Raw genomic sequence first — 21,222 nt, forward strand, 5'->3', positions numbered from 1 at the left:
CACTATAGCCGATCGCAATCCTCCCACAGGGATAACCGTATGGCAGCTATTGCCGTGATAGGTGGAGTCGAAGGCCCCAACCCCCTAGAATCCCCCGACGATTACAGGAGACGACTTCATGCTGATGGTGATTTCCCCAGCCAAAACCCTCGATTTCGAGAGCCCGCCTGCGACCCAGCGCTTTACCCAGCCGCAATACCTGGACCACTCCCAAGAGTTGATCGAGCAGTTGCGCGAGCTGAGCCCGGCGCAGATCAGTGAACTGATGCATGTTTCCGACAAGATCGGCGGCCTCAACGCCGCGCGTTTCGGCAGTTGGACCCCCGCCTTCACCCCGGCCAATGCCAAGCAGGCGCTGCTGGCCTTCAAGGGCGACGTCTATACCGGCCTCAACGCCCAGACCTTCAACGACGCCGACTTCGCCTACGCCCAGGATCACCTGCGCATGCTCTCGGGCCTGTACGGCCTGCTGCGCCCGCTGGACCTGATGATGCCGTACCGCCTGGAGATGGGCACCAAACTGGCCAATGCCCGTGGCAAGGACCTGTACGCCTTCTGGGGCACACGCATCAGCGAATGGCTCAACGAAGCCCTGGCCGAGCAAGGCGATGACGTGCTGCTAAACCTGGCCTCCAACGAATACTTCTCGGCGGTCAAGCGCCCGGCCCTCAACGCGCGGATCATCAACACCGAGTTCAAGGACCTGAAGAACGGCCAGTACAAGATCATCAGCTTCTACGCCAAGAAAGCCCGGGGCATGATGAGCCGCTTCGTCATCGAAGAACGCATCAACGACCCGGCGCAGCTCAAGCAGTTCGATGTACAGGGCTATCGCTTCAGTGCCGAACAGTCCAAGCCGGACAACCTGGTGTTTTTGCGCGACCACGCACCGCAATAGGTCACCAATACAGCGCAAATCCAATGTGGGAGCTGGCTTGCCTGCTCCCACATTTTTATCTGCATTTCCCCAATGAAATCGTCATTAACTTGACGTCAAAAATATTTCTTCAGAATTCCTAACGTTTCTTTCACTCGACATTCGTCAGTTTTTTTCGTAGTGGCACCACTTTTTTAAAACAGTAGTGGCATAAAACTATATCCCCGCGCCAACTCCCTATAACCACTAGCCCAATCCGCAAGTGCTATCAATATAGTACCAGTGCCATCTTTCCTAATATTTCAAGAAATTTCGAGAAACAGGATGAGCGGCCCGGAACTATGTCTTCCAGGGCCGCTCATACCACCGGTAACGATTATCTCTGTTCTTGTGCGATATGACTTACACAGCGACCAAAAGAAGTAGTGAAGTTGTCACATACAACTATGACTCTTCGGTCTAATTACCAACTGTTTAGTTGAGGGCGGGCGATAAGGTTGCATGACCATCCCCTACAAGGCCAAGGCTAAGCCTACTCAAATGGGTCAGTGAGACAACCCAAGGCATTGATAGATAAGGGCTTCACGTCCATATCAAGGCATTGCGGCACTGACGCCAGACCCTTCTCACCGAAGGCTGGCTGCATTTCAGGGCAAGCCCCAACAACAAGGCCAAGTTGCGCACAACTTGAGTGCATTAGTTAGTCACTCGACTTTTAACATGCCTGTACATGGCAATGCAGTGTCTATTCACGGCATTACCTAGTGCATGAGTGACGCTTGAAAACATGAACTCCGGCCATCTAATGGCGTGATAAAGATAGAGGTAAATGCGATGCGCATCAGCATATTTGGTTTGGGTTACGTGGGTGCAGTATGTGCCGGTTGCCTGTCTGCACGGGGCCACGAAGTGGTCGGCGTGGATATTTCCAAGGATAAGATCGACCTGATCAACGCGGGTAAATCCCCCATCGTTGAACCCGGCCTGGGCGAACTGTTGAGCCAGGGCATTGCCACCGGCCGGTTGCGCGGTACCACCAACTTCGCCGACGCCATCCGCGATACCGACCTGTCGATGATCTGTGTGGGCACGCCGAGCAAGAAAAACGGCGACCTGGAACTCAACTACATCGAAGCGGTATGCCGCGAGATTGGTTTTGTCCTGCGTGACAAGACCACCCGCCACACCATCGTGGTGCGCAGCACCGTGTTGCCCGGCACCGTGGCCAACGTCGTGATCCCGATCCTCGAAGACTGCTCGGGCAAAAAAGCCGGGGTCGACTTCGGTGTCGCGGTCAACCCCGAGTTCCTGCGCGAATCCACCGCCATCGCCGACTACGACCAGCCGCCGATGACCGTGATCGGCGAACTGGACAAAGCCTCGGGCGACGTCCTGCAGTCGCTGTACGAAGAACTCGACGCACCGATCATCCGCAAGGACATCGCCGTTGCCGAGATGATCAAGTACACCTGCAACGTGTGGCACGCCACCAAGGTCACCTTCGCCAACGAGATCGGCAACATCGCCAAGGCGGTCGGCGTGGATGGTCGCGAAGTGATGGAAGTGGTCTGCCAGGACAAGACCCTCAACCTGTCCCAGTACTACATGCGCCCAGGCTTTGCGTTCGGCGGCTCGTGCCTGCCAAAAGACGTGCGCGCCCTGACCTACCGCGCCAGCACCCTGGACGTGGAGGCGCCGCTGCTCAACTCGCTGATGCGCAGCAACGAATCCCAGGTGCAGAACGCTTTCGACATCGTCTCCAGCCACGACAAGCGCAAGGTCGCCCTGCTGGGCCTGAGCTTCAAGGCCGGCACCGATGACCTGCGCGAAAGCCCACTGGTGGAACTGGCGGAAATGCTGATTGGCAAGGGCTTTGACCTGAGCATCTACGACAGCAACGTCGAATACGCCCGTGTGCATGGGGCCAACAAGGACTACATCGAAGGCAAGATCCCCCACGTGTCGTCCCTGCTCAACTCGGACTTCGACGATGTGATCAACAACAGCGACGTGATCATTCTCGGCAACCGCGACGAGAAATTCCGCGCCCTGGCCCAACAAGCCCCGCACGGTAAGCAAGTGATCGACCTGGTGGGCTTCATGTCCCAGGCCACCAGCGTCAATGGGCGTACCGAAGGCATTTGCTGGTAAGCGCGCTGATCGCCGGCAAGCCGGCTCCTACAGGTCGCGCATGTCATGTAGGAGCCGGCTCGCCGGCGATGGCGCCCCACTGTAAGCCTGCCACAACCCCATCGGGCCACCCCACAGGCTCGCCCGAGACTCCAGACGGATGCAGATTATGCACAGGCTAAAGCACGGCCTCCTTCAGGCCGCCGGTTGGCTGTTGTTTTTAAGCGTGTTGATGTGCCTGGCCCTGGCGTTGCCGGCGAGCACATTCGACTCGCAGTCGAAGAATTTCATTTTCCTGATTGGCGCCGTTGGCATCTGGCGCTACTCCATGGGCGCTACGCACTTTGTGCGCGGCATGCTGTTCCTGTACGTGGTCTACCCGCACCTGCGGCGCAAAGTGCGCAAGCTGGGCAAGGCGGCGGACCCCTCCCACGTGTTCCTGATGGTCACCAGCTTTCGCATCGACGCATTGACCACGGCCCAGGTCTACAGCTCGGTGATCCGCGAGGCCATCGAGTGCGGCTTCCCCACCACCGTAGTCTGCTCGCTGGTGGAAATGTCCGATGAGCTGCTGGTCAAGAGCCTCTGGGAAAAGATGAACCCACCGGATCACGTCAAGCTCGACTTCGTGCGCATCGCCGGCACCGGCAAGCGCGATGGCCTGGCCTTTGGTTTCCGCGCCATCTCCCGCCACCTGCCGGACGACCGCGCCGTGGTGGCGGTGATCGATGGAGACACCGTGCTCGCCGAAGGCGTGGTACGCAAGACCGTGCCGTGGTTCCAGCTGTTCGGCAATGTCGGCGGCCTGACCACCAACGAGTTCTGCGAAGTGCGCGGCGGCTACATCATGAGCGAGTGGCACAAACTGCGCTTCGCCCAGCGCCACATCAACATGTGTTCCATGGCCCTGTCCAAGCGCGTGCTGACCATGACCGGACGCATGTCGGTGTTCCGTGCCAGCGTGGTCACCGACCCCGGTTTTATCGCCGACGTGGAAAGCGACTCGCTGCAACACTGGCGCCTGGGCCGCTTCAAGTTCCTCACCGGCGATGACAAGTCCAGCTGGTTCAGCCTGATGCGCCTGGGCTACGACACTTTCTACGTGCCCGACGCAGCGATCAACACCGTCGAGCATCCACCGGAAAAAAGCTTTATCAAGGCCAGCCGCAAGCTGATGTTCCGCTGGTACGGCAACAACCTGCGCCAGAACTCCCGGGCCCTGGGCCTGGGTATGGGCCGACTGGGCCTGTTCACCAGCGTGGTGCTGTTCGACCAGCGCGTGTCGATGTGGACCTCCCTGCTCGGCCTGACCGTGGCGATCATCGCCACCTTCAAGTACGGCGGCGCGTTCATCCTTGCTTACCTTTTGTGGATTGGTATCACGCGCCTGATCCTGACCCTGCTGCTGTCGTGCTCGGGCCACAAGATCGGCCCCGCCTACCCGGTGATTCTCTATTACAACCAGATCATGGGCGCGCTGGTGAAGATCTACGTGTTCTTCCGCCTCGATCAACAATCCTGGACCCGCCAGGACACCAAACTGACCCGTGATTTGGAAAGCGCACAGCGTTGGTTCAACACCTGGTCGTCTCGGACCATGACCTTCTCCGCCGGCAGCATTTTCGTCGCCGTGTTGCTGATGATGGTCTGACCCTGCCAAGCCTGAATTAACTTAAGGAAATGCCCTGATGAACAGTCAAGTAAACGCCAATGTTGTCCACGAATCCGAAGCCCAGCGCCAACACGCCCGGGTCAAAATCCCGGCCAAGCTGCGCTTCTTCGGCGCCGACCGCACCCCCATGGAAGTACGGGTCATCGACCTGTCCGCCGGCGGCCTGGCCTTCAATGCCGCCCAGCAACCGCTGAAGGTTGGCGATGTGCATAAGGCGCGCCTGCAATTTGTCATCGACAACCTCGGCCTGGCGATGGACGTGGAGCTGTTGATCCGCTCCCACGACCGCCAGACCGGCCGCACCGGCTGCCAGTTCCAGAACCTGGATGCCCAGGATATTTCCACCCTGCGCCACCTGATCACTTCGCACCTGTCCGGCGATATCGTGACCATGGGCGATGTACTGGCGACCTTGCAGCGCGACAACTTCACCAAGGCACGCAAGGTCAAGGACAGCGGCAGCGGCATGACCGCCTTTGGCCGCCTGCGCGCCGTGACCTTCAGCCTGGCGATCTTCCTGGTGGGCCTGGCGGCGTTCGGTTTTGTGTTCAAGTCGGTGTATGGCATGTACTTCGTCAGCCACGCCCAGGCCGGCCTGGTCAGCGTGCCGGGCATGAACGTGACCATGCCCCGCGACGGCACCGTGCAAAGCCTGATCAAGGACAACGGGGTTGCCGCCAAAGGCGCGCCATTGGCGACCTTCAGCACCAGCATGCTGGATGTGCTCAAGGGCCACCTGGACGAAGACCAGCTGCAACCGGCCAAGGTCGAAGAGCTGTTCGGCAAGCAAATGACCGGCACCCTGACCTCGCCCTGCGATTGCATCGTCGCCCAGCAACTGGTGGCCGACGGTCAATACGCGAGCAAGGGTGATGTGATCTTCCAACTGGTGCCGCGCGGCAGCCAGGCGAATGTCGAGGCGCGTTTCTCCTATCGCCAGTTCGGTGATGTGCGCCCAGGCACCCCGGTGAGCTTCCAGGTCGCCGATGAGGAACAGACCCGCACCGGCACCATCGTCAGCAGCACCAGCCTCAACAGCGCCGACCTGTCCTCGGATATCCGCGTGCAGATCAAGCCCGATGCCCCGCTGGACAGCGCCTATGCCGGCCGCCCGGTAGAAGTGACGAGCGACCGTGGCCCGTCCCTGAACTGGCTGATTGATAAAGCCATGGCTGCTGGTTTGTAAGCGAGGATTTGCCTGTGAACCCTATTTCAAGAACAACACAACCCTTGTGGGAGCCCACTTCTGTGGGAGCCGGGCTTGCCCGCGATAGCATCGACTCGGTGCAGCAGGCAAACCGAGTCGCGCGCATCGCAGGCAAGCCAGCTCCTACAAAAGCTCGCTCCCCCATGCGACCTGTGGCGCTGCTGGCATTGGCCGTCACACTGGCCGGTTGCGCCGGCCTGCCCGACCAGCGCCTGGCCAATGAAGCCCTCAAGCGTGGCGACACCGCCACCGCCGCGCACAATTACCAGCAACTGGCAGAACTGGGCTACAGCGAGGCCCAGGTCGGCCTGGCAGATATCCAGGTCGGCAGCCGCGACCCGGCGCAGATCAAGCAAGCCGAAGCCACCTACCGCGCGGCCGCCGATATCTCGCCCCGCGCCCAGGCCCGTCTCGGCCGCCTGCTGGTGGCCAAGCCCGACGCCACCGAAGCCGAGCACCGTGAAGCCGAAGGCCTGTTGAAAAAAGCCTTTGCCAATGGCGAAGGCAACACCCTGATCCCCCTGGCCATGCTGTACCTGCAATACCCCCACGATTTCCCCAGCGTCAACGCGCAGCAGCAGATCGATACCTGGCGCACCGCCGGCTATCCGGAAGCCGGCCTGGCGCAGGTGCTGCTGTACCGCACCCAGGGCACCTACGACCAGCACCTGGATGACATCGAAAAAATCTGCAAGGCCGCGCTCAGCAGCACCGATATCTGCTACGTCGAACTGGCCACCGTCTACCAGAAGCGCGAGCAGCCGCAGCCACAGGCCGAACTGCTCAAGCAGATGCAAGCCGGCTACAGCCGTGGCACCGTCAGCGCCCAGCGGGTCGACAGTGTGGCCCGTGTGTTGGGTGATGCCTCACTCGGCAAGACGGACGAAAAGACCGCCCAGGCCCTGCTGGAAAAAATCGCCCCCGGCTACCCGGCGTCCTGGGTCAGCCTCGCGCAGCTGCTCTACGACTTCCCGGAACTGGGCGACGTCGAGCAAATGATGAAGTACCTCGACAACGGCCGCGCCGCCGACCAGCCCCGCGCCGAACTGCTGCTGGGCAAGCTCTACTACGAAGGCAAGTGGGTGCCGGCCGATGCCAAGGCCGCGCAAGCGCACTTTCAGAAAGCCCAGGGCCGGGAAGTGGCCGCCGATTACTACCTCGGCCAGATCTACCGCCGTGGCTACCTGGGCCAGGTCTACCCGCAAAAAGCCCTGGACCATTTGCTGACCGCCGCGCGCAACGGCCAGAACAGCGCCGACTTTGCTATCGCCCAACTGTTTTCCCAAGGCAAGGGCACCCAGCCCGACCCGCTCAACGCCTATGTGTTCAGCCAACTGGCCAAAGCCCAAAACACGCCGCAAGCCAATGAACTGGCCGCGCAACTCGAACAACAACTGCCGCCTGCCCAGCGCGCCGAGGGCCAGCGCCTGCTGCAACAAGAGCTGGCCGCCCGTGGCGCCTTGAGCCAAAGCGCGCTGCAACTGCACGCCCTGCAAGAAGAAGACGGCGAGGAAACCCTATGAAACTCAATCCATTCGTCAAGGCCGGTATTGGCCTGACCTTCGCCCTGCTGTGGTCGTGCCCGACCCTGGCCGCGCTGACCGAAGACAAGAACTTCGGCCTGGAAGTGAAAGTCACCGGCCAGTCCGAAGATGACCGCGACCTGGGTACGCAAAAAGGCGGCGACGTCAACGGCATCGGTCTGGATGTACGCCCGTGGATCTATGGTGAGCGCGGCGCGTGGAGCGCTTACGCCATGGGCCAGGCGGTGGCGTCCAGCGACATCATCGAGACCGACACCCTGCAACAGTCCGATGGCGACACCACCGAGCAATCGAGCAACAACGACCGCAAGACCAAGAAAAACTACCTGGCCCTGCGCGAGTTCTGGGTCGGCTACAGCGGCTTCACCCCCTACCCTGGCGAGATCCTCAAGCTGGGCCGCCAACGCCTGCGCAATGACGACGGGCAATGGCGCGACACCAATATCGAAGCGCTGAACTGGACCTTCGACACCACCCTGCTCAAGGCCAATGTCGGCGCCGCCGAGCGCTTCAGCGAGTACCGCACCGACCTCAAGGAACTGTCCCCCGAAGACAAGGACCGCCAGCACTTCTACGCCGACGCGGCCTACCAGTGGACCCCGGGCCACTGGGTTGGCGTGCGCGGCCATCACAGCCATGACGACGGCAAGCTCGACTACCCGCAACCGGGCGTGGCCGCCGACTCATTGGACAAGCGCCAGAACGGCGACCTGACCTGGCTCGGCCTGGAGGCCAACAGCGACGCCTATAACTGGCGCAACACCAACAGCGTCAACTACTGGGCCAGCGTCACCGGCATGCAGGGCGAGCGCAGCAACGTCAACGCGTTGAACGCCGACGGCAGCCGCCCGGCCAACGCCAAGCGCAATACCGATGTGGATGGCTGGGCCACTGACCTCGGTGTGCGCCTGCGCCTCGACCCGCAGTGGCAAGTGGGTGCGGCCTATGCCCGCGCCAGCGCCGACTACGAACAGAACGGCCTGCAAAGCAACCGCTCGAACTTCACCGGCACGCAATCGCGGGTGCATCGTTTTGGCGAGGCGTTTCGCGGCGAGATGAACAACATGCAGTCCATGAGCCTGTTCGGTTCCTGGCAGTTGCGCGACGACTACGACGCCAGCCTGGTCTACCACAAGTTCTGGCGTGTCGACGGTAACAAGCCGGTGGGCAGCAATGGCATCGACGCGGTGCAGAACAACTACGACGACGTCACCGGCGCCGTGCTGTCCAGCGCCTCCCTGCCTTTGGAAGACGGCAAGAAAGACCTCGGCCAGGAGATGGACCTGGTGGTCACCAAGTACTTCAAGAAGGGCCTGCTGCCCGCCGCCCTCAGCCAGTCGATCGACGAACCGTCGGCCCTGGTGCGCTTTCGTGGCGGCGTGTTCAAACCGGGCGACGCCTATGGCAAGCAAGTCGACTCGTACATGCACCGCGCCTTTGTCGATGTGATCTGGCGTTTCTGATGGGAGCCTGCGCAATGAATCCTCACGCCCTCAAAGGCTCGGCCCTGCTCGCTGCGGCAATGCTGCTGGCGTGCGCCCCGGCCTTTGCCAATGTCGAGCCGCAGGTCAAGGCGCCCACCATCGCCAAGGAACTGCAACAGGCCAAGACCTACACCATCACCAGCCCGCCCACCGCGCCGCTGGAGCTGGCCAAGCCGACGCTGCCGGACCTCTCGGGCTACACCGCACAAGCCGTGGCGAAGAAAATCGTGCGCAGCAAGGCCGGCAAGGTCAGCGTGCGCCGGATGATGCAGGAAAACGCCCTCAAGGACTTTATCGGCGGCGACAACAAGATGGCCGAATGGGTGGTGCGCCAGCACGGCATTCCCCAGGCGATCTTTATCGACGACGGCTACATGAACCTCAAGGACCTGCTCCAGAAAGTGCCCAAGCAATACCTGAGCGAAACCTCGCCCGGCGTGTTCCTGGCCAGGCTACCGATTGTGGTCGGCGAAAAAGGCATCCTCGAAATCGATCAACAGACCCAGGAACTGCGCCTGTCCCAGGAGGCCGGCGCGTTCCTGGTCAACGACGGCCAGCTGTTTGTGCGCGACACCAAGATCACCGGCTGGCGCGAGAAAACCAACGGCCCGGCGACCTTCCGCTCGCCCAAGGAATTCCGCCCGTTCCTGCTGGCCTGGGGCGGCACCCAGACCTACATCGTCAACAGCAAGATGGCCAGCTTCGGCTATGCCAACAGCAAGTCCTATGGCGTGAGTATTTCCCAGTACACGCCGAACATGGCCAAGGTCCTCAAGCGCCCGGAGCCCACCGGCTGGATCGTCGATTCCGAGTTCTCGGACATGTGGTACGGCTTCTACTGCTACGAAACCACCGGCTTTGTGATCAAGGGCAGCACCTACAAAGACAACATCGTCTACGGCATCGACCCCCACGACCGTTCCCACGGCCTGATCATTGCCGACAACACCGTGTACGGCACCAAGAAGAAGCACGGCATCATCATTTCCCGTGAGGTCAACGACAGCTTCATCTTCAACAACCGCAGCTACGACAACAAGCTTTCGGGCCTGGTGATCGACCGTAACAGCGTGAACAACCTGATCGCCGACAACGAGATCTACCGCAACCACACCGACGGCATCACCCTCTATGAGAGCGGCGACAACCTGCTGTGGGGCAACAAGGTGATCAGCAACCGCCGCCACGGTATTCGTATCCGTAACAGCGTGAACATCCGCCTGTACGAGAACCTCGCCATGGCCAACGGCCTGACCGGCGTCTACGGCCATATCAAGGACCTGACCGACACCGACCGCGACATCGAGCTCGACCCGTTCGACACCAAGGTCTCGCTGATCGTGGTCGGCGGCGAGCTGGCGGCCAATGGCAGCGGGCCGCTGTCCATCGACTCGCCGCTGAGCATCGAGCTGTACCGCGTGTCGATGCTCGCGCCGACCAAATCCAGTGGCATCAGCTTCTCCGGCGTTCTGGGCGAGCGCCAGGAAGAGATTCTCGACTTGCTGGTACGCCAGAAAAAAGCCGTGCTGATCGACCCTGTCGAACGCCAGACCCCATTGCAGGACTGAGGATGACCTTTATGCACCCACACATGATCAAGCTGCTCAGCCTCTCGGGTTTGACCCTCGGCATCCTGGCCGCCAGCAGCGGCGTGCGCGCCGATGAAGCCAAGGCGCCGAGCTTTACCGCCGAGCCGTGCTGCAACCTGTGCCCCGAGGCTCACGACGCAAAGAACTACACCACCCGCTACCAGCAGAATTTCACCACCCTGGTACAGGCCCAGGGCGACTGGCTGTTCCGTACCCAGGAAGACCTGCGCACCGAATTCGACACCACCCCGGCCGGCTACAAACGCATGCAGCAACTGCACGACGCGTTCAAGAGCAAGGGCGTGGAACTGGTGGTGGTCTACCAGCCGACCCGTGGCCTGGTGAACCGCAACAAGCTCAACCCGGCAGAGAAAGCGCGCTTTGACTTCGACAAAGCCCTGGGCAACTACAAGAGCATGCTCGGGCGTTTTGCCAAGATGGGCTATGTGGTGCCGGACCTGTCGCCGCTGACCAACGAGCAATTGCCGGACGAACTGCCGGCCCACGACTTCTACTTCCGTGGCGACCAGCACTGGACCCCCTATGGCGCCCAGCGCACTGCGAAAATCGTCGGCGCCAAAGTGCGCGCCATGCCTGAATTCGCCGGGATCCCCCAGCGTGAATTCGAGACCAAGAAATCCGGGCGCATGGGCAAGACCGGCACCCTGCACAACATGGCAGGGCAACTGTGCGGCACCAGCTACGCGATCCAGTACATGGACCAGTTCAGCACCGAGCCCAAGGGCGAAGCGGCGGACGGCGACCTGTTCGGCGACTCCGGCAACCCGCAGATCACCCTGGTGGGCACCAGCCACAGTGGCAAGAACTACAACTTCGCCGGTTTCCTGGAACAGGAAATCGGTGCCGACATCCTTAACGTCGCCTTCCCCGGCGGCGGCCTGGAAGGCTCGATGATCCAGTACCTGGGCAGCGAAGAGTTCCAGAAAAGCCCACCGAAGATTCTGATCTGGGAATTCTCGCCGCTGTATCGCCTGGACCAGGAAACCATCTACCGCCAGATGATGGCCCTGCTCGACAACGGCTGCGAAGGCAAGCCGGCGCAGATGAGCGCCAGCACCACCCTCAAGCCGGGCAAGAACGAATTGATGGTCAACAGCAAGAACATGGACCTGCGCAACAGCCGTCACCAGGTCGACATTCGCTTCGCCGATCCCTCGGTGAAAACCCTGCAAGCCACCCTCTGGTACATGAACGGGCGCCACGAGGACATCAAGATCGACAAACCCGAGACATCCGAGACAGACGGGCGTTTCGCCTTTGAACTGCGCACCGATGAAGACTGGGCCTCGCAGAACCTGCTGGCCGTGGAAGTGCAGGGCCCCGAAGCGGGTGCTGCGGCGCAGAAAGTCGAAGCGAAAATTTGCACACGCAACGTATTCCCAGCGGGTGGTCAACAGACTGCCTCTGCCGGGCAATGAGGTTACCTATGCAGAAGTTATTGATTCCAACGTTGCTCGGCCTGGCGATGTTTGCCGGCCACGTCAACGCCGCCGCACCGCTGCGTCCGCCCCAGGGCTACTTCGCGCCGATTGAAGCGTTCAAGACCGGCGACTTCAAGAACGACTGCGACGCCATGCCCACGCCCTACACCGGCTCGCTGCAGTTTCGCAGCAAATACGAAGGCTCCGACAAAGCCCGTTCGACCCTGAATGTGCAGTCGGAAAAAGCCTTTCGCGACAGCACCGCCGATATCACCAAGCTGGAAAAAGACACCAGCAAGCGGGTGATGCAGTTCATGCGCGACGGTCGCCCGGAGCAATTGCAATGCACGTTGAACTGGCTGGTGAGCTGGGCCAAGGCCGATGCGTTGATGTCCAAGGACTTCAACCACACCGGCAAGTCGATGCGCAAATGGGCGCTGGGCAGCATGGCGTCGGCCTATGTGCGCCTGAAGTTTTCCGAGTCGCAACCGCTGGCCAAGTACCCGCAGCAATCGCAGCTGATCGAAGCCTGGTTCAACAAACTGGCCGAGCAAGTGGTCAGCGACTGGGACAACCTGCCCCTGGAAAAAACCAACAACCACTCGTACTGGGCCGCCTGGTCGGTGATGGCCACGTCCGTCGCCACCAACCGTCGCGACCTGTTCGATTGGGCAGTGAAGGAATACAAGGTCGGCGCCAACCAGGTTGACGCCCAGGGCTACCTGCCCAATGAACTCAAGCGCCAGCAACGGGCCTTGGCCTACCACAACTATGCGCTGCCGCCACTGGCGATGATCGCCAGTTTCGCCTTGGTCAACGGCGTGGACGTACGCCCGGAAAACAACGGCGCGCTCAAGCGCCTGGGCGACAAGGTGCTGGCCGGGGTCAAGGATCCGCAGCTGTTCGAGCAGAAGAACGGCAAGGAACAGGACATGCAGGATCTGGAGCAGGACTCGAAATTCGCCTGGCTCGAGCCCTTCTGCACCCTCTACACCTGCGCCCCGGAGGTACTGGAGCGCAAGCACAAGATGCAGCCGTTCAAGACCTTCCGCCTGGGTGGCGACCTGACCAAGGTCTACGACCCGGCGCATGAAAAAGGCAACAAAGGTTCCTGACCGTACTCGGTCCAAATGTGGGAGCGGGCTTGCTCGCGAAAGCGCAGTGTCAGACGACATCAATGCTGAATGTCAGACCGCAATCGCGAGCAAGCCCGCTCCCACACTGACCCGGTTCCTTCAAGGAAATTGCAATACAGCCCTCCCCGGTTTTTCGTGGGGGGTTTGGGGGGGCCGTTGGCCCTTGACTGTTGGTTAAACATGGAGAGATCGGGATGGTTTTCTCGTCCAATGTGTTCCTGTTTCTGTTCTTGCCGATCTTTCTCGGCTTGTACTATTTGAGCGGGCAACGCTATCGCAATCTGCTGCTGCTGATTGCCAGCTACGTGTTCTACGCCTGGTGGCGAGTGGACTTCCTGGCGCTGTTCGCCGCCGTGACCCTGTGGAACTACTGGATCGGCCTCAAGGTCGGTGCCGCGGGCGTGCGCACCAAACCGGCCCAGCGCTGGCTGCTGCTCGGCGTGGCGGTCGACCTGTGCATCCTCGGCTACTTCAAGTACGCCAACTTTGGTGTCGACAGCATCAACCTGATGATGAAATCGGCGGGCCTGGAGCCGTTTATCCTGACCCATGTGCTGTTGCCGATCGGGATTTCGTTCTACATCTTCGAGTCCATCAGCTACATCATCGACGTGTACCGCGGCGATACCCCGGCCACCCGCAATCTCATCGACTTTGCGGCGTTCGTGGCGATCTTCCCGCACCTGATTGCCGGCCCCGTGCTGCGTTTTCGCGACCTGGCCGACCAGTTCAACAACCGTACCCACACCCTGGATAAATTCTCCGAGGGCTGCACGCGGTTCATGCAGGGTTTTATCAAGAAGGTGTTTATCGCCGACACCCTGGCGGTGGTGGCCGATCATTGCTTTGCCCTGCAAAACCCCACCACCGGTGACGCCTGGCTCGGCGCGCTGGCGTACACCGCACAGCTGTATTTCGACTTCTCCGGCTACAGCGACATGGCCATCGGCCTGGGCTTGATGATGGGCTTCCGCTTTATGGAGAACTTCAAGCAGCCGTATATCAGCCAGTCGATCACCGAGTTCTGGCGGCGCTGGCATATCAGCCTGTCCACCTGGCTGCGTGATTACCTGTACATCACCCTGGGCGGCAACCGCAAAGGCACCCTGACCACCTATCGCAACCTGTTCCTGACCATGCTGCTGGGTGGCCTGTGGCACGGCGCGAACATCACCTACATCGTCTGGGGCGCCTGGCACGGCATGTGGCTGGCGATTGAAAAAGCCATCGGCCTCAACACCTCGCCACGCAGTTTCAACCCGGTGCGCTGGGCCTTCACCTTCCTGCTGGTGGTGATGGGCTGGGTGATCTTCCGTGCCGAAAACCTGCACGTCGCCGGGCGCATGTACGGCGCGATGTTCAGCTTTGGCGAGTGGTCGCTGTCGGAACTCAACCGCGCCAACCTGACGGGCCTGCAAGTGGCGACCATGGTGGTGGCCTACGCCACGCTGGCGTTCTTCGGCCTGCGCGACTTCTACAGCAATCGCCCGGCCGACAAGGCCAAGCCGGCTGATCCGAGCCTGATCAAGGCAGTGCCTGGGGATAACCCCGGCAGCATCCAGGAGCCCGGTTTCAGCGTCGGCAGCAACGCCGCCGTGCAACCGGCCTACTGGACCGCCGACTGGCCACGCTACGCCATGCGCGCCCTGATCCTGCTGCTGTTCGTGGCGTCGATTCTCAAACTCTCGGCGCAAAGCTTCTCGCCGTTCCTTTACTTCCAATTCTGAGGGAGCCGACCATGACCCGTTCATTCCGCATCCTCTACGCCGCGCTGTTCATGGCCCTGCTCATGGCCCTGGGCGCGTGGTCGGTGCGCAGTTTCTTCGGTTTCAATACCAACGCCGACGCCACCGTGCTCAACGGGCGCTGGGCCAAGGCGGTCGAAACCCATTACGACGATGAGTTCCCGATCAAGCGCCTGGGCACCAACCTCTGGGCGGCGCTGGACTACAAGCTGTTCAACGAAGGCCGCCCCGGCGTGGTGCTGGGTCGCGATCACTGGCTGTACAGCGACGAAGAGTTCAACCCCGCCGTCAACGAAGAGCAGAACCTGCAAGACAACTACGCCCTGGTCGAAGGCGTGCGCCAGACCCTCAAGGCCAAGGGCGTGCAGTTGGTGATGGCGATTGTCCCGGCCAAGGTGCGCCTGTACCCCGAGCACCTGGGTGAAGTGCAGCCGGCGAGCATTCATGCCGGGCTCTACCAGGACTTCCATGCCAGGGTGGCCGCCGACAAGATCCTCGCTCCCGACCTGCTGGGCCCGCTGCAACAGGCCAAGCTCCATGGCCAGCAAGTTTTCCTGCGCACCGACACCCACTGGACCCCGGATGGCGCCGAAGTTGCCGCCAAGCAATTGGCCCGTGTGATCAACGCCAAGACCCTGCTCAGCGGCGAACCCCAGCGTTTTGTCACCGACGCCGAGGGCATCGCCCCCCACAGCGGTGACCTGCGCCTGTTCCTGCCCCTGGACCCGTTGTTCGAAAACCTGATGCCGCCCAAGGAGCCCCTGCAAAAACGCGTGACCCACGCGGTGCAGGCCCAGGCCGCAGGCGACGACGCGCTGTTTGCCGACAGCGAAATGCCGGTGGCCCTGGTGGGCACCAGCTACAGCGCCAACCCCAACTGGAACTTCGTCGGCGCCCTGAAGCAAGCCCTGGGCAGCGAAGTGGTGAACTACTCCGAAGACGGCCACGGCCCGATCCTGCCGATGCTCAGCTACCTGAAAAGCGCTGACTTCAAGAACAGCCCGCCGCAAGTGCTGATCTGGGAGTTTCCTGAACGCTATCTACCGGTGAACAACGAAATCGGCGAGGCCGACCCCAAGTGGGTCGCGCAGCTCAAACACGCCGGTACGCGCCAACAGAACATGGCAAGCAACACCCCTGTTAAAACCGAAAAATCCGAGACGCCCGACCGGGCGCAAAACTGAAAGAGAGGTAACTCACATGACTTTCACTACTAATCCGCGTCGTCTCGCCAAGACCCTGGCCCTGGCTGCCGGCATGAGCTTCGTATCCATGTCCGTCTTCGCCGGTGACGCCGCCCTCTACGGCCCCGTTGCGCCAAAGGGCTCCAGCTTCGTGCGCCTGTTCAACGCCAGCAACCAGGAAGTCAGCGCCAGCGTCGGCAACACCGCGCTGAGCGATGTGGCACCGCTGGCCAGCAGCGACTTCAGCTTCCTGCCGGGCGGCGACTACAGCGCCAAGGTCGGTAGCCAGAACGTCACGGTCAAGCTGGCCGCCGATCACTACTACACCCTGGTCAACAGCAGCACTGGCCAGCCGCAACTGATCGAAGAACCGCCGTTCAAGAACAAGCAGAAATCCCTGGTGCGCGTGCAAAACCTCAGCGACAAGGCCCTGACCCTCAAGACCGCCGACGGCAAGACCGACGTGGTCAAGGCCGTGGCCGCCAAGAGCCGTGGCGAGCGCGAGATCAACCCGGTGAAGGTCAGCCTGGCGCTGTACGACGGCGACAAGAAGGTTGGCGACGTGAAGCCGGTGGCCCTGGAACGTGGTGAGGCGGCGGTGCTGTATGTCACCGGCTCCGGCAGCAACCTGTCGCCAGTGTGGGTCAAGCGCCCCGTGTCGACCCGTTGATGATTTCCCTGAGTTGAGACGCCCCCTTGTGGGAGCTGGCTTGCCAGCGATGGCGGTCTTGAAGGCGCTATCGCAGGCAAGCCAGCTCCCACACTGTCCGCGTGTCGACTCAGGACCGAGACAAAAACAAGAGTGAAACGACAAACCTTCGTAGCTCTGACCCAAATCGATTCAAGGAGAAACACATGATCCCAGTAATCCTTTCCGGTGGTAGCGGCTCACGTCTTTGGCCGCTTTCCCGTAAACAGTTCCCTAAACAGTTCCTCGCCCTGACCGGCGAGCACACGCTGTTCCAGCAAACCCTGGAGCGCCTGGTGTTCGAAGGCATGGACGCACCGATCATCGTCTGCAACAAAGACCACCGCTTTATCGTCAACGAGCAACTGAGCACTCGCAAGCTCGACAGCCAGCGCATCCTGATGGAACCGTTCGGGCGCAACACCGCGCCGGCCGTGGCCCTGACCGCGATGATGCTGGTCAACGAAGGCCGCGACGAGCTGATGCTGGTCCTGCCTGCCGACCACGTACTGGACGATCAAAAAGCCCTGCAACGCGCCCTGGCCCTGGCCACCGTGGCCGCCGAGCGTGGCGAGATGGTGCTGTTCGGCGTGCCGGCCACCCGCCCGGAAACCGGTTACGGCTACATCAAGTCCACCAACGATTCACTGCTGCCCGAAGGTGTCAGCCGCGTGCAGCAGTTCGTCGAAAAACCCGATGAAAAACGCGCCGTCGAGTTCGTCAAGAGCGGCGGTTACTTCTGGAACAGCGGCATGTTCCTGTTTCGCGCCAGCCGCTTCCTCGAAGAGCTGAAAAAGCACGACCCGGACATCTACGACACCTGCGTGCTGACCCTGGAGCGCAGCGAACACACCACCGACACCGTGACCTTCGACGAAGCCACCTTCGCCTGCTGCCCGGACAACTCCATCGACTACGCGGTGATGGAAAAAACCCAACGCGCCTGCGTGGTGCCGCTAAGTGCCGGCTGGAGCGACGTGGGTTGCTGGGCTTCGCTGTGGGCGGTCAACGACAAGGACGCCAACGGCAACGTGACCAAGGGCGACGTGGTGATCCAGGACAGCAAGAACTGCATGATCCACGGCAACGGCAAGCTGGTGTCGGTGATTGGCCTGGAAAACATCGTGGTGGTGGAAACCAAGGACGCGATGATGATTGCCCACAAGGACAAGGTCCAGGGCGTCAAGCAGATGGTCAACACCCTCAACGAACAGGGGCGCAGCGAGACCCAGAACCACTGCGAGGTGTACCGCCCGTGGGGCTCCTACGACTCGGTGGACATGGGCGGGCGTTTCCAGGTCAAGCACATCTCGGTCAAGCCCGGCGCGTGCCTGTCGCTACAGATGCACCACCACCGCGCCGAACACTGGATCGTGGTCAGCGGCACCGCCGAAGTGACCTGCGACGAAAACGTGTTCCTGCTCTGCGAGAACCAGTCCACCTACATCCCGATTGCCTCGGTGCATCGCTTGCGCAACCCGGGCAAGATCCCGTTGGAGATCATCGAAGTGCAATCGGGCAGTTACCTGGGCGAGGACGATATCGAGCGGTTTGAAGATATCTACGGGCGCTCGACCCCGATCGAGCGTGGCGTTTCGGTAAAAACCATCGCGCAGTAATACCGCAGAACAAAAAGCCCTCGCCCGGCCCATTGCGTCCCCTATCCGCAGTGGGTTGAGTGGGGGCTTTTTCTGAGTGCGGCATTGATCACCCTCCCAGGGTGGCAGCCTTCATTGGAAATAGTCCTTGAACGTGTTCGTCCCCAGATACAGGAAGTTCGACGGCGTCAGCTTGATTTCCTTGGGCATTTTAAGCTCAACAAACGGACTGCCCGCGGTGACCGGGCCTAGATCCGTGGGCGCCTGCTCAGAGCTGAATATCACCATGTAGTCGCCACTGCCCACGTAGCGTTCATTGCCTAGGAACAGCAGGTTCTCAACGTTTTCACTGTTGAATTGCTGGCCTGGAGGGTTAACGTACACCCCGCCCTTGGAACCCGCGCGCCGTTCACCACGCGCCAGATCGTTGATACTGTGCTCGCGGGCGATGGCTTCTGAACCTGCCTTGCTGGTGTAGTGAATGTAAACGGGCTTGCCGTTGTAGGTGCCCGAGTCGACGATCGATTGCCAATCCTGATGATTGACCAATGCTTGATTCGCCGCTGAGCTTGATGCCAGCGGGCCGGACCCGGCCGGGCGTTCTCGGGAAGCGTTGACACCCTTGGCTTGTTTGTTCCCCCCAAGCATCCTGCTCGAACGCCATTCGCCATTCGCCCCCGCTTCGACGGTCAGTACGGGTTTACCCGTCAGAGGGTCAACAATCTGGACGTAACCGTCACTGAGTTTGAAATCACTTTTGATCTCATACGTATTGGCAATACCTGACTGATCGGTGTAACGGATAAACCACCGATCGGCTCCCGCCTCGTCCTTGAATTGATAAATCCCTTTGCTATTGAGGGTGCTCCTGGCGAGCAATGCCTCGCCATCCGCGACGACATAGGCGCTCAGATTGCCCGCTTGTGACGGTCGCAACAGATTCGGCACATCGACACCCGCGTTGGCGAGTTCAAGGACTGCCGGCTCTTCAGTGGGCAGTGCAAAGGGGTCTTCGGCTGCCGAGCCGGTACCCACGGAAGAGAACAAGGTGTTGAGCATTCCGTCGAACGTCTTCGACGCCCCATCACGGCGCTCGGCCTGGGTGTCGCCCGACGCCTCCTTTTCGCTGCCCAGTACAATTTCCGTGAGGCCTGTGACCACGGCGGCAGCGGCGACCGGTGCGCCCAACGGCGCCAGTTTGAGCAGCAATTGTGCTCCGACCGAGATGTCGTTGAGCCAGGTGTCACGCGTGACTTGGCTGTTGGATTTGATCGCGGTGTCTGCATCGTTGTTCATGCGCTGCTGGCTCAGGTCCGCCATGTGGCTGAACACATCGCCCTTGATCGCGAAGTTGCCGCGGTCAATGACGCTGCCCTCCTGATCGCTGACACTTGCCGTACCGAGGTACTCCAACGTGGTATCCAGGCCATCTTTGGGACGGATATCAGGCACCAGGGAGCTCAGCGGTACTATTGCGTTGAGCAAGGTGCTGCCAAATCCCCCGGTATCGCTGTTCTGCCGATCAGCCAGGGAAAAGTGCGACTCCAGGGCGGTGCGCGACTGGGGCGTCCTGGCCTGCTCGCTGACCCATTGATCCATTTTTTCCAGCGAGGCGAACTTGAGAAAAGCCGGCTGGGCATCAGGGATATAGAGAATCTGCACGCCATCCAGCCGACCGTTGACATATTTTGGGGAGCCCTCCCCGGGCAGGGTAAAACGCACAATGTCACTGGATTGAAAACCATTGATATCGAAGGTATGGACCTGGACGTCGCCACTTACCGGGGACTTCGCCTGCAATTTGTCGACGGTCAGGGGCTGGTCTTCAGCCAATGCCTCACCGGTAACAGCCTTCATCAGCCGTTGATAGTCGCTGTGGGTGAACTCATGCTCGGCCGGCTGCAGCGCTCGCTCAGCCGGTAGCCTGGCCTCCTGGGCCTTGAGTTGCTCGCCGGCCTTATAGATGAATATGCCTTTCTGAACGGTGCGGTAGTCGTCGGCGTGGTCTTTCCAGAAGCTGTGGATTTTTTCGGACATGCTTGTCTGGAAATCGGACTTCCACAGGGCCTTCATGAAGTCCGAAGGCTTCAGGGGGATTTGGTTATGAGCACCGTAGCCGGCTTTTTGGCTTTGCCCGGGGCCGTCTTTATACAAACCTGCTTCCGAGTCCAGAGTGCCGGGAATCCCGTCGTGCTCGGAAAAGTTCTTCAATACCGCGTCGGTCAACGTGATGGATGAAGTGGGCTCTTCCTTCAAGTGTTCCCAACCGGTAACGGTGGCCGCAGATTGTGATGCGTCAAACCGATTCAAATAGGTCTTGTCGGCGTCCACATGGGTTCCGGTCAACTGGAACACAATAGCTTGCGCCAGCTTTTTGGCTTCTTGGCGCACATCGGGAAATGCCACCGCGGTATCCAGCGCAATGGACTTGAACTTGGCTTTCTCCAGATTGGCCCTGGCCACCTGCTCGGTAATGACTGCGTAGGCATTGGAGATGGCTGTGGGCTCTAGGGACGATACGGTCTGCCTGAGTTGGGTGAGCTCTTCGCGGTTTTGCGGAACGCTCCAGCCATTGGCGGTGATGTATTGCGCAAGGCTGATGTGTAGGGTCGGGCCTGAGTGTGGCGCATCCGGCGCCAGGTGGATCTTGGCCGTCTGCAAGGCTGGAAAAATCCGCTCATTGGATATACGGCCCGTGGTAATGCCTTGCTCCAGGCCGGCCAGTGTCAGGATCAGCGAATTACGGTGGTCCAGGTCACTGCTGCCAGAGGGTGATTGGGTATTGGATACAGGTTTTGTCGGACTGCTCTCTTGGGCAGCATCGACGAGGTGGTAAGTGGGAAGAGAAAAGTTTCGTATGGGAAAGCTCATGGGGTGTGTGCTCCGCACGTCTATAGAAGACCGCAGATCAACGGTTGTCGCTCTG

Annotated in this window: 14 protein-coding genes; 13 read left to right on the forward strand and 1 reads right to left on the reverse strand. The window is 60.7% G+C overall.

Annotation, left to right across the window (positions count from 1 at the left end; genetic code table 11):
• Positions 1–118: 118 nt before the first annotated feature.
• The 13 genes from yaaA to ACO77H_RS22775 all read left to right on the forward strand — a co-directional run bounded on the left by yaaA (position 119) and on the right by ACO77H_RS22775 (position 18,317).
• Positions 119–898, forward strand: coding sequence for a peroxide stress protein YaaA (yaaA, locus tag ACO77H_RS22715; RefSeq protein ID WP_169954543.1), 780 nt, complete (start codon positions 119–121; stop codon positions 896–898).
• 813 nt (positions 899–1,711) lie between these two features.
• Complete coding sequence (locus tag ACO77H_RS22720) at positions 1,712–3,028, forward strand: nucleotide sugar dehydrogenase (protein ID WP_169954544.1); 1,317 nt, start codon at positions 1,712–1,714, stop codon at positions 3,026–3,028.
• A 148-nt stretch (positions 3,029–3,176) separates the two neighbouring features.
• Positions 3,177–4,658 (forward strand): mannuronan synthase, encoded by a 1,482-nt coding sequence (alg8, locus tag ACO77H_RS22725; RefSeq protein WP_432754595.1) that lies wholly within the window; start codon positions 3,177–3,179, stop codon positions 4,656–4,658.
• A 37-nt stretch (positions 4,659–4,695) separates the two neighbouring features.
• Positions 4,696–5,865: an alginate biosynthesis protein Alg44 gene (locus tag ACO77H_RS22730; protein WP_169954545.1), complete on the forward strand. Its 1,170-nt coding sequence runs from the start codon at positions 4,696–4,698 to the stop codon at positions 5,863–5,865.
• A gap of 164 nt (positions 5,866–6,029) precedes the next feature.
• Positions 6,030–7,409 (forward strand): alginate biosynthesis TPR repeat lipoprotein AlgK, encoded by a 1,380-nt coding sequence (gene algK, locus ACO77H_RS22735; protein ID WP_432754596.1) that lies wholly within the window; start codon positions 6,030–6,032, stop codon positions 7,407–7,409.
• Positions 7,406–8,893: an alginate export family protein gene (locus tag ACO77H_RS22740; RefSeq protein ID WP_432754597.1), complete on the forward strand. Its 1,488-nt coding sequence runs from the start codon at positions 7,406–7,408 to the stop codon at positions 8,891–8,893. Before algK ends, ACO77H_RS22740 begins: the two co-directional genes overlap by 4 nt.
• A complete protein-coding gene (gene algG, locus ACO77H_RS22745; protein WP_172312077.1) occupies positions 8,893–10,482 on the forward strand; it encodes a mannuronan 5-epimerase AlgG in 1,590 nt (529 codons plus the stop codon). Before ACO77H_RS22740 ends, algG begins: the two co-directional genes overlap by 1 nt.
• 11 nt (positions 10,483–10,493) lie before the next feature.
• Positions 10,494–11,942 carry an alginate O-acetyltransferase gene (locus tag ACO77H_RS22750; protein WP_169954549.1) on the forward strand — a complete coding sequence of 483 codons (1,449 nt, stop codon included), beginning with the start codon at positions 10,494–10,496 and terminating at the stop codon, positions 11,940–11,942.
• An 8-nt stretch (positions 11,943–11,950) separates the two neighbouring features.
• Positions 11,951–13,060, forward strand: coding sequence for a mannuronate-specific alginate lyase (locus tag ACO77H_RS22755; protein ID WP_432754598.1), 1,110 nt, complete (start codon positions 11,951–11,953; stop codon positions 13,058–13,060).
• Between the two features lie 215 nt (positions 13,061–13,275).
• Positions 13,276–14,808 (forward strand): MBOAT family O-acyltransferase, encoded by a 1,533-nt coding sequence (locus ACO77H_RS22760; protein WP_169954551.1) that lies wholly within the window; start codon positions 13,276–13,278, stop codon positions 14,806–14,808.
• Positions 14,809–14,819: 11 nt separating this feature from the next.
• Positions 14,820–16,010 carry an alginate O-acetyltransferase gene (locus tag ACO77H_RS22765; RefSeq protein ID WP_172312079.1) on the forward strand — a complete coding sequence of 397 codons (1,191 nt, stop codon included), beginning with the start codon at positions 14,820–14,822 and terminating at the stop codon, positions 16,008–16,010.
• Between the two features lie 16 nt (positions 16,011–16,026).
• Positions 16,027–16,680 carry an alginate O-acetyltransferase AlgF gene (locus tag ACO77H_RS22770; RefSeq protein WP_172312081.1) on the forward strand — a complete coding sequence of 218 codons (654 nt, stop codon included), beginning with the start codon at positions 16,027–16,029 and terminating at the stop codon, positions 16,678–16,680.
• A gap of 185 nt (positions 16,681–16,865) precedes the next feature.
• Complete coding sequence (locus ACO77H_RS22775) at positions 16,866–18,317, forward strand: mannose-1-phosphate guanylyltransferase/mannose-6-phosphate isomerase (RefSeq protein WP_432754599.1); 1,452 nt, start codon at positions 16,866–16,868, stop codon at positions 18,315–18,317.
• 111 nt (positions 18,318–18,428) lie between these two features.
• Here ACO77H_RS22775 and ACO77H_RS22780 read toward each other — a convergent pair whose 3' ends face one another.
• Positions 18,429–21,167, reverse strand: a complete 2,739-nt coding sequence (locus ACO77H_RS22780; protein ID WP_432754600.1) for a dermonecrotic toxin domain-containing protein — start codon at positions 21,165–21,167, stop codon at positions 18,429–18,431.
• Positions 21,168–21,222 lie beyond the last annotated feature (55 nt).

Origin of the sequence: Pseudomonas sp. WMBT8 (assembly GCF_050916005.1) — a bacterium.
Classification (GTDB): domain Bacteria; phylum Pseudomonadota; class Gammaproteobacteria; order Pseudomonadales; family Pseudomonadaceae; genus Aquipseudomonas.